This is a genomic window from Roseomonas sp. TAS13 (assembly GCF_001950415.1).
GTDB lineage: Bacteria > Pseudomonadota > Alphaproteobacteria > Acetobacterales > Acetobacteraceae > Roseomonas > Roseomonas mucosa.
The window spans coordinates 1-9,315 of the sequence record NZ_BDLP01000170.1 but is presented as its reverse complement, the minus strand read 5'-3'; the positions used below and the strand labels follow the sequence as shown (position 1 = coordinate 9,315).

General features: G+C 70.0%; 7 protein-coding genes. 2 read left to right on the top strand and 5 right to left on the bottom strand.

The features are described from left to right. Positions 1 to 345: 345 nt before the first annotated feature. From ROTAS13_RS13855 to ROTAS13_RS13835, 5 genes are all read right to left on the bottom strand, one after another. Positions 346 to 1,809, bottom strand: coding sequence for a DUF4403 family protein (locus ROTAS13_RS13855; RefSeq protein WP_081798588.1), 1,464 nt, complete (start codon positions 1,807 to 1,809; stop codon positions 346 to 348). A gap of 76 nt (positions 1,810 to 1,885) precedes the next feature. Then, the gene (locus ROTAS13_RS13850) at positions 1,886 to 2,797 is read right to left on the bottom strand and encodes a LysR family transcriptional regulator (protein WP_027297234.1); all 912 of its coding nucleotides are present in this window, start codon (positions 2,795 to 2,797) and stop codon (positions 1,886 to 1,888) included. Positions 2,798 to 3,219: 422 nt separating this feature from the next. Continuing rightward, the gene (locus tag ROTAS13_RS13845; RefSeq protein WP_027297235.1) at positions 3,220 to 3,588 is read right to left on the bottom strand and encodes a hypothetical protein; all 369 of its coding nucleotides are present in this window, start codon (positions 3,586 to 3,588) and stop codon (positions 3,220 to 3,222) included. Positions 3,589 to 4,178: 590 nt separating this feature from the next. After that, a complete protein-coding gene (locus ROTAS13_RS13840) occupies positions 4,179 to 5,777 on the bottom strand; it encodes a phosphoenolpyruvate carboxykinase (protein ID WP_075822630.1) in 1,599 nt (532 codons plus the stop codon). 194 nt (positions 5,778 to 5,971) lie between these two features. Further along, positions 5,972 to 6,697 carry a pyridoxamine 5'-phosphate oxidase family protein gene (locus ROTAS13_RS13835; protein WP_338129618.1) on the bottom strand — a complete coding sequence of 242 codons (726 nt, stop codon included), beginning with the start codon at positions 6,695 to 6,697 and terminating at the stop codon, positions 5,972 to 5,974. 57 nt (positions 6,698 to 6,754) lie between these two features. Between ROTAS13_RS13835 and ROTAS13_RS13830 the strand changes: the two genes are divergently transcribed. Together ROTAS13_RS13830 and ROTAS13_RS13825 are read left to right on the top strand one after the other, a co-directional pair. Then, complete coding sequence (locus ROTAS13_RS13830; protein WP_019462278.1) at positions 6,755 to 7,456, top strand: response regulator transcription factor; 702 nt, start codon at positions 6,755 to 6,757, stop codon at positions 7,454 to 7,456. 110 nt (positions 7,457 to 7,566) lie between these two features. After that, positions 7,567 to 9,213, top strand: a complete 1,647-nt coding sequence (locus tag ROTAS13_RS13825; RefSeq protein WP_019462279.1) for a stimulus-sensing domain-containing protein — start codon at positions 7,567 to 7,569, stop codon at positions 9,211 to 9,213. The last annotated feature ends 102 nt before the right edge of the window (positions 9,214 to 9,315 follow it).

Sequence of the window (9,315 nt, the reverse complement as noted above, 5' to 3'; positions counted from 1 at the left end):
GGGGAGAGGCGCCGCCTCTCACCCCGGACCCCCTCTCCGCCGGGGACCGAAGCCGGTCCCCGGACCCCGGGCCTGAGCTGGCTCTGCGTGGTGGCCGTCAGCCTGCGGCCTGATCCCCGGGAGCAGGTGGAAAGGCGGGGCTCCCGAAAAGAAAAACACCTGTCCGCTCTCATGGCACCGGCAGTCCGCCGGAGAGCCAGGCTCTCCGGCGCGATCCGGCGTCAGCGAGCACCAACTCATCGGGTCCAGGGCCCGCAGGGTCCTGGCGGATAGGGGGTCCGGGGGAAAGGCAGCGCCTTTCCTCCGGGACAACGCGGCGTCAAACGTGAAACACGGCCCCGGCGGTCATGGCACCGGCAGGTCTGTCACCTCGGCCTCCACGCCGGCTTCGGCGGTGCCCAGGACGGTCAGGGCGTCGTTTTCCGGCACCACCTGTTCCAGGCGCAGGCTGGGCTTCGTCAGGGTCACGCGCAGCCCGCCGGTGAAGGCAGGGTCCGAGAGGCGGCGGCGCAGTTCGGCCATGGCACCGTCCGTCACGTCCTTCAGGTCATAGACGGCGATCTCGCTGATTCGTTCGCGCAGTTGCCGCTCGAAGATCAGCGTGGCCAGCGACCAGACCGTGCTGTCCAGGCTGCGGGCGAAGCGCAGGTCCTCCAGCCCGATCCGCGTGCCGCCCCGGCTCAGCACCGGGCGCGCCGAGAAGACCACCCGTCCCGTTGTGTCGGGCCAGAGGCCTGGCAGGTCCGCGCTGAAGCGCACCGCCAGGGCGATGGCGGGGGCGCTGGGATAGAGGAAGATCTCCTGCACCCGCAGGTGCGCCGTGCCCAGCGGCGTCTCGACGGGGATGTCGCGATGGCCGAATTCCCGCATCAGCCAGTCGCGGATCATGTCATAGCCGGCGCGCACCGGCACCGAGAGGCGCAGCCGCCCGTCGCGTTCGTTCCAGCGTTCCGGCAGGGCGTCGAGCGGCGGCAGGAAGCCCGGCGGCGCCGCATCCGGCTTGCGCGAGGCGATGCTGGTGCGGGCGCGCAGGCCCAGCACCACCCGCAGGCGCCCGGGCTCCACGACCAGTTCCGACAGACCCACCGATTGCGGCTGGATGCCGATCCAGAGCGGCGGGGCGGCGGGAAGCTGCACCCGGATATCGCGCGGCTGCCAGAGTTCCAGCGCCTGCCGCCGGATGGTGCCGCAGGGCACCAGCCTGGCAAGCTGTTCCGGCAAGCCGTGCAGCGCCGCCTCGATCTGCGCCCGGACGCGTTCCTCGATGCCGATCCAGACGCCGCCGAGGATCTCCAGCCGCGGACTGCGGGTCCAGCGGTAGTCCACCGCCATGTCCACCGCGGGACACCAGCCGCGGTCGAGGGTCAGGCCCAGATCCGCCTGCACCATGGCGGCGGCGTCGATCTTCTTCTCGTCGAGCGACAGGAACTCCGCCAGGCCGCCGCCGAGCCCCACGGAGCCGGACACCGAGAGCGGCACCTGGACCCGCAGCCGTCCCCCGGCCTCCGAAAGGGTGAAGCGCCCCTCGCGCCGGATCACCAGGTCGTAGCGCGTGCCGGCATCCGCCGCGCTCGCCTGGCGGAACTCGGCCGGCACGGCGCGATCGGCGGCCTGGCGCAGCAGGTCGAAGGGCAGGCGCAGTTGCAGGGCGACGGCGCTCTCCTGTGCCGGCAGGTCCAGTTGGGCGGCGCGGCGCTCCGGCTCGCTGGCCAGCAGCAGATCCCGGTCCCGCAGCCAGACGATCCCGCCCGCGAAGACGAGGAGGAGCAGCGCCGCCGCCAGCACCCGCACCAGCCATCGCCGCCGCACGGCGCCTGCCGTTCTGTCCCCCGCCACGGTCAGCGCGGCGGACGCGGCCGGGGCAGCGCTTCGGGGAGGCTTCGCATCACTTCTCCCGGGCCTCGTTCCGCTGGGCGCGCGGGCCGAAATGCTCCGTCAGGAAGTCGATCAGGGCGCGGGTCTTGGGGACCGGCAGATGGCCCGGCGGCTGCACGGCATGGAGGACGAGTTCCCGTCCCCGGAATTCCGCCATCACCTCCACCAGCCGCCCGTCCCGGATCGCCGCCTGCGCCAGGTTCAGCGGTAGCAGGCAAAGGCCGGCACCATCCAGCGTCGCCTGCATCAGCACATCCACGTTGTTGACGGTGAAGCGGCTGGTCACCGGCACGGACACCGCGCCGTCCGGTCCCTCGAAGCTCCAGGTCTGCCAGGCCGTGCCGATCAGGTGCAGGCAGGCATGCCGCGCCAGGTCGGCCGGGTGGCGGGGCGTGCCGTGCTGTTCCAGATAGGCGGACGAGGCGCAGAGGACCATCCGCGAGGTGGTGATGCGGCGCGAGATCAGGCTGGAATCGGGCAGGCGCCCGACCCGCAGCACGAGGTCGTAGCCTTCCTCTACCAGATCCACGACGCGGTCCGTCAGCACCAGTTCCAGTTCGATCTCCGGATAGCGGGCGAGGAAGGTGCTGACGAGAGGGGCGAGGTAGTGCTGGCCGAAGGAGACCGGCGCGTTCACCCGCAGGCGGCCGCGCGGGGTCAGGGCTCCGACGCTGGCCTCCTCCTCCGCCAGGCCGATCAGGTCGAGCACCTGCCGGGCCCGTTCCAGGAAGACCTGCCCCTCGGAGGTCAGGCTGACACGGCGCGTGGTGCGGTTCAGCAGTCGCACGCCCAGGTGTCGCTCCAGTTCCGCGACATGGTCGCTGGTGGCGGAGCGCGACAGGTCCATGGCCTCGGCGGCCCGGGTGAAGCTGCCGGTTTCCGCGACCTTGGCGAAGACCTCCATGGCCTGCAGCTTGTTCATGGCCGTTTGCGGTCTCCGCTGCGCCGGTGCGGCCGGCATCGTCACGCGCCTCCGCGCCGACGCCGCCCCGGCGGGATCGTGAAGGGCGGGATCATAGGACCCCTGGCCCGTGCTGGCGCCGTCCCCCGCCTTCACAATGGTTCGAGACAGGAGGCCCTGGGGATGGGCGGGAGCGGGACTGGATGCGCGCACCGGCCCGGCGGGGCATCCGGATGGGCCGACATGAAGAAGGGCGCCCCGGATGGGACGCCCTTCTTCATGTTGGGGGGAAAGGGGGGCTGGGCCTCAGCCGAGCCGGGGAGGCTGCCGCGGATGGCCCGAAAGCCAGTCCAGCAGCAGGGAGATCCACAGCGGGGCGGCGGAACCGTTCGTATCGCCTTCGGTTTCCATGGTTCGTGATCCTTGCCGGAACGGCGGGACGGTCAGCGCGACGCCACCAGGGTGCGGTGGAAGCCGCGGGCCTGGGTGCCATAGCCACCACCCACCGCGCTGGAGCCGGAGCCCGAGAAGTCGGTGGGCGAGGCGCCGATGCCGTTCTGGCTGAGCATCACCTGCTGCGCCGCCAGGGGCGAGCCAAGGCCGACGGCCGAGGAGCCGGCATTGCTGGTGTTGCGAGGGGTGGAACCGGCCAAGGCGTAGGTGGTCGCCTCATAGGCGGGCGCACCCTGGATGCTGGAGGAGCCGGCATTGGAGAAATCCGTCACCTCGGCGGCCCCGGCGAAGGGGGCGGCGAAGGCGCCCAGCGACAGGGCCAGGGTGGCAGCGGCGATACGGGAAGAAATGCGGGACATCGTCTTGGCCTCTTGGAGCCGGACGGGCCTGATTGCCTGCCGGTGAGGACCATATGCGCCCCATCAATTATCGATTGAATGGGCAAAAAACTGATCGTACCGATCAGTTCAAATGATGAATCTATCCTGCTTGCCGCCGGTCCAGGCTGGTTGCTTCTGCGAGTGTCTCTGGCCGTCACCATACGGCGGCCGGGCCACAGTCCGGTTTGGCGTTGCGCATTCCGGGGGACAAGGCTCCGCCTTTTCCCCCCGTCCCCCTTATCCGCCAGGAACCTGAGGTTCCTGGACCTCCCGTTCGTTGCCTCTTCGCTGCCGGCCGGATCGCGCCGGAGAGCATCGCTCTCCGGCAGGCTGCCAGTGCCACCAGCGCGGACAGGGTGCCTTTCTTCTTTCCGGGAGCCCCGCGTTGCCACCTGCTCTCCGGGATCAGGCCGCAGGCTGGCGGCCACCACGCGGAGCCAACTCAGGCCCGGGGTCCGGGGACCGGCTCCGGTCCCCGGCGGAGAGGGGGTCCGGCGGGAGAGGCAGCGCCTCTCCCCCGGGGGTTATCCGCGAAGTGGAACGGCCAGGGAGGGCCGCTGCCAGCCTCGTCAGGCGGCAGCCTTGATGGCGGCGGCCTTCACATCCTCGCCGACCGAGCCGGAGAAGGTCTCGAAATTCTTCTCGAAACGCGACTGCAGGTCGGCGGCGGTGCGGTCATAGGCGGCCTTGTCCGCCCAGGCCGCGCGCGGGTTCAGCACCTCGGCTGGCACGCCCGGCACGTTCTTCGGGATGGAGAGCCCGAAGAAGGGTTCCGTCTCGAACTCGGCCTGGGCCAGCGAGCCGTCCAGCGCCGCGCGCAGCAGGGCGCGGGTGTGCTTGATGCTCATGCGGCTGCCGGTGCCATAGGCGCCGCCCGACCAGCCGGTGTTCACCAGCCAGCAATCGGCGCCGTACTTCTCGATCAGCGCGGAGAGCATCTTGCCGTACACCTCGGGGAAGCGCGGCAGGAAGGGGGCGCCGAAGCAGGTGGAGAAGGTCGCCTGCGGCTCCTTGCCCAGCCCCTTCTCCGTGCCGGCGACGCGCGCGGTGTAGCCGGAAAGGAAGTGGTACATGGCCTGGGCCGAGGAGAGCTTGCTGATCGGCGGCAGCACGCCGAAGGCGTCGGCCGTCAGCATCACCACGTTCTTCGGCACCGCGCCCATGCCGTTCGGCTGGGTATTGGGGATGAACTCGATCGGGTAGCAGGCGCGGGTGTTCTCGGTCAGCGAATTGTCTTCGAGGTCGAGGTTGCCGCGCTCGTCGCCCACCACGTTCTCCAGCACCGTGCCGAAGCGGTGGGAGGCGTTCCAGATCTGCGGCTCGGCCTCCTGGCTCAGCTTGATGACCTTGGCGTAGCAGCCGCCCTCGAAGTTGAAGACGCCCTTGTCCGACCAGCCGTGCTCGTCGTCGCCGATCAGCTTGCGCTCGGGGTCGGAGGAGAGCGTGGTCTTGCCGGTGCCGGACAGGCCGAAGAACAGCGCCGTGTCGCCGTCCTTGCCGACATTGGCGGAGCAGTGCATCGGCAACACGCCCTCGGCCGGCAGCAGCCAGTTCATGACGGTGAAGATGCTCTTCTTGATCTCGCCGGCATAGGAGGTGCCCGCGATGCAGATCAGCTTCTTCGCGAAGGAGAGCGCGATCAGCGTGGTGGAGTTGGCGCGGCCGCCATGCTCCGGCTTCGCCTCCATCTCCGGCGCGTGCAGGATCACGTAGTCCGGCTCGAAGCCCTCAAGCTCCTCCGCCGGCGGGCGGATGAACATGTTGCGGGCGAAGAGCGCGTGCCAGGCATTGGTGGTCACCAGCCGCACCCTGATCCGGTGCGCCGGGTCAGCACCGGCATAGAGATCCTCGGTGAAGAGCTCCTCGCGCTGGCCGAGCCAAGCGCGGACATCGGCGGTGAAGCCCTCGAACTTCGCCGGGTCGAGCTTCTGGTTGACCTTGCCCCACCAGATCTCCTTGGAGACCTCGGGGTCGTCGGCCACGAACTTGTCCTGCACCGAGCGGCCGGTGTGCTGGCCGGTGACGGCCATGAAGGCACCGTCCGCGGAGAGCCGGCCCTCGCCGCGCCGCAAGGCATGGGCATAGAGGCCTGCGGCCGTCAGATTCGCGTGAACCGTGTCGGCCGAGACGCCGGTACCCTTGAGTGACGTGAGGGGCGTGACTGACATTCCGGCATGACCTCCTAGAAGGAAAACGGTGGCTTAGTCCGCAGCCATATAGAAGATTCAGGCTGCCCATGCCATCCCGGCATGTGCTGGAAAGCGCAGATTTCTGATAAAAAAAGTTATATCGTCTCAATAATGTTTATTCTGTCGTTTTATCCTGACCCAGCCCGGATGAGTTCCCCTACTCCGCCTTGTCCTCACAACAGCGCGACCAGCCCCTCCCGCAGCGCCTCGGGCGAGGCGGCGGGGATAGGCAGGGGGAGCCTGACCACCGCTTCCTCGAAGCCCAGATCGGCCCCGTCCACATCCAGGCCCAGAAGCCTCCAGGCCCCTTCCCTGCCCCCGGAAAGGCGGGTGCCGGCAGCGGCAAGGGTCGTGGCATGGTCGGCATTGAGCCCCGCCAGGAGCTCCGCCTCGGCCCCCGCAACGGCCGCCACAGCGCTTGGCTCCGGCGCGATCTCGCCGCTGCGCAGGCGGCGCGCCTGGGCGAAGCCCGCGACCAGCAGCGCGCCGCCGGGCCGTACCCGCCAAAGGTCGAAATCGCCGAATCCCGCGTAGAGCGCCGCATAGGGATGCCGCAGCAGCCAGCGCGACTTGAGCGCGTCCGCCTCGCCCTCCGGCACGGGGATGGCCAGGCCGGTCACCGTCACGCGGGGAGCGGTCTGCGGGTTGATCTCCGGCGCGGGGCCGGTGAAGAGCAGGGCGCAGCGCGGCTCGGCCAGGAGATGGCGGGTGTGCTCGGACAGTGTCGAGAGGAAGAGCAGGACCGAGCCATCCGGCGCCACGGCGGGGGTGACAAGGCTGGCGAAGGGCTGTCCGCCGGCCTGGGTGGCCAGGGTGGCGGCGGCCGCGCCCCGCATCAGGGCCCTCGCCCTCGCACCAGCCGCGAAACCGTCCTCGTTGCCGCTCCCCGGTTGCGCCACAATCTACCTCCAGTATCCAGAACCGACGATCACGAAACGCCTGGACGCCCTGATACCATGCCTCAGACCATCGCCCTCGTGGATGACGACCGCAACATCCTCACCTCGGTCTCCATGACCCTGGAACAGGAGGGCTATCAGGTGCGGACCTATACGGACGGGGAAAGCGCCTTGCAGAGCCTGCTCGCCCGGCCGCCCGACCTCGCCGTGCTGGATATCAAGATGCCGCGCATGGACGGGATGGAGCTGCTGCAGCGGCTGCGGCAACGCACCAGCCTGCCGGTGATCTTCCTGACCTCCAAGGACGACGAGCTGGACGAGCTGATGGGCCTCCGCCTGGGGGCGGACGACTACATCACCAAGCCCTTCTCCCAGCGCCTGCTGCTGGAGCGCATCCGCACCCTGCTGCGGCGCAACGAGGCCTCCCGCGCCGAGGGTTCGGGCGTGGCGGCCACCGGCGTTCTGTCGCGCGGCGACTTGGTGCTGGACGAGACCAAGCACACCTGCCTCTGGAAAGGCCAGCAGGTGCAGCTCACCGTCACGGAGTTCCTGCTGGTCAAGGCGCTCGCCACCCGCCCGGGCATGGTGAAGAACCGCGACCAGCTGATCGACGCCGCCTATGGCGAGAACATCTATGTGGACGACCGTACGATCGACAGCCATGTGAAGCGGGTCCGCAAGAAGTTCCGCGTGGTCGATCCGGAATTCTCCCAGATCGAGACGCTCTACGGCATCGGCTACCGATACAAGGAGGCGTGATGCCAGACGGCAGCGCCAGCCTCGGCTCCGCGGCTTCCCCATCGGGCGGTCCCGCCCACGACGCCGTCGCGGCCTCCGCCCGTGATGAGCGGCCGCGCGGCTGGCTGGGCATGCGCCGCAACGTGTCGCCGCTGCTGCGGCGCATCCTGCTGCTCAACGCGCTGCCGCCCTTCCTGCTGGCGACCTCGCTGCTCTACCTCGACCAGTACCAGAACGGGCTATTGGCCGGGGAGGTGCTGGCGCTGCGGACCCAGGCACGGATCTATGCCAATGGCGTGGCCGAGGCCGCCGTCCGCATCCAGGACGACCATCCGGTGCTGGTGCCCGACATCGCCCGGCCGCTGCTGCGCCGCCTGACCGAGCCGAGCCCGGCCACCCAGGCCAAGCTCTTCGACAACAACGGCCTGCTTGTGGCCGACAGCCGGGTGCGAGAAAGCGCCAACGGCAACATCGTCACCGAGCCGCTGCCCCCGCCCAACCCGCCTGGCCCGGTGGGCGGCTTCGCCGACCGGCTGATCACCACGCTGCTGCGCTGGGGCGTGCCGCGCGCACCGGACGACGTGGTGGTGGATGTCGGCCCCGATGCGCCTTCCTTCGACTGGCAGCCGGAATTCAACAACACCGCCGGCGGCCCGGACCGGCGGGAGGAGCTGCGCCTGGCGCTGGAGGGCGGCGTGGACCCCTATGTCCGCCGCACCGCCGACGGGCGGCTGCTGGTGTCCGTGGCGGAGCCGGCGCGGCGCGCCAACCAGCCGGTCGGCATCGTGCTGCTGACCCGCGAGGCGCGGGAGGTGGACCAGCGCCTGATCGAGATCCGCGGCTCGGTGCTGGCACTCTTCTCCATGGCGCTGGTGCTGACGGTCGCGCTGTCGCTCTACCTGAACCGGACCCTGGCCTCGCCGATCCTGGCGCTTGCCTCCGCCGCCCGGGCCATGCGCCAGGGCAAGGGCCGCGCCGGCTCCGTGCCGCAGCGGCTGCTGGAACGGGGCGACGAGATCGGCACGCTGGCCCGTTCCTTCCAGGAAGCCGCCACCGCGCTCTGGGCGCGGGTGGACAGCAACGAGCGCTTCGCTGCCGATGTGGCGCATGAGCTGCGCAACCCGCTCACCTCGGTGCGCTCGGCCATCGAGACGCTCAGGCGGATCGAGAACCCGGAGCACCGCACGCGGCTGCTGGCCATCATCGCCGAGGACGCGGTGCGGATGGACCGGCTGATCGGCGACATCTCCGATGCCTCCCGCGTCGATGCGGAGCTTTCCCGCACGGCGACGGAGCCGGTGGACATCGCGCCCATCCTTTCCGCGCTGACCGAGCTGCACGCCGCGACGCGCGAGAACAGCCCGCTGGGCGAGGACGCGCCGGTCATGGTGCTGGAGGCGCCAGCGAAGGGACTGGTGGTGCGCGGCGTCGAGGGGCGGCTGGTACAGGTCTTCCGCAACCTCCTCGGCAATGCGGTCTCCTTCTCCCCGCCCCGCGGCACCGTCTGGGTGAAGGCGCGCACCACAGGCAACGTGGTGGAATTCGCCGTGGAGGACGAAGGCCCCGGCATCCCCGAGGCGAAGCTGGAGAACATCTTCGACCGCTTCTACAGCGAGCGGCCCAAGGGCGAGCAGTTCGGCCAGCATTCCGGCCTGGGCCTGTCCATCTGCCGCCAGATCGTGGAAGGCCTGAACGGCCGCATCACCGCCGAGAACCGCCGCGGCGAGGATGGCGGCATCGCCGGCGCCCGCTTCGTGGTGCGCCTGCCGAAGGCCTGAGAGCGGTCGGGGCCGGCGTTGCGCCTTCCCCGGGGGAAAGGCTCCGCCTTTCCCCCGGCCCCCCTATCCGCCAGGACACTGCGTGCCCTGGACCCGATGAGT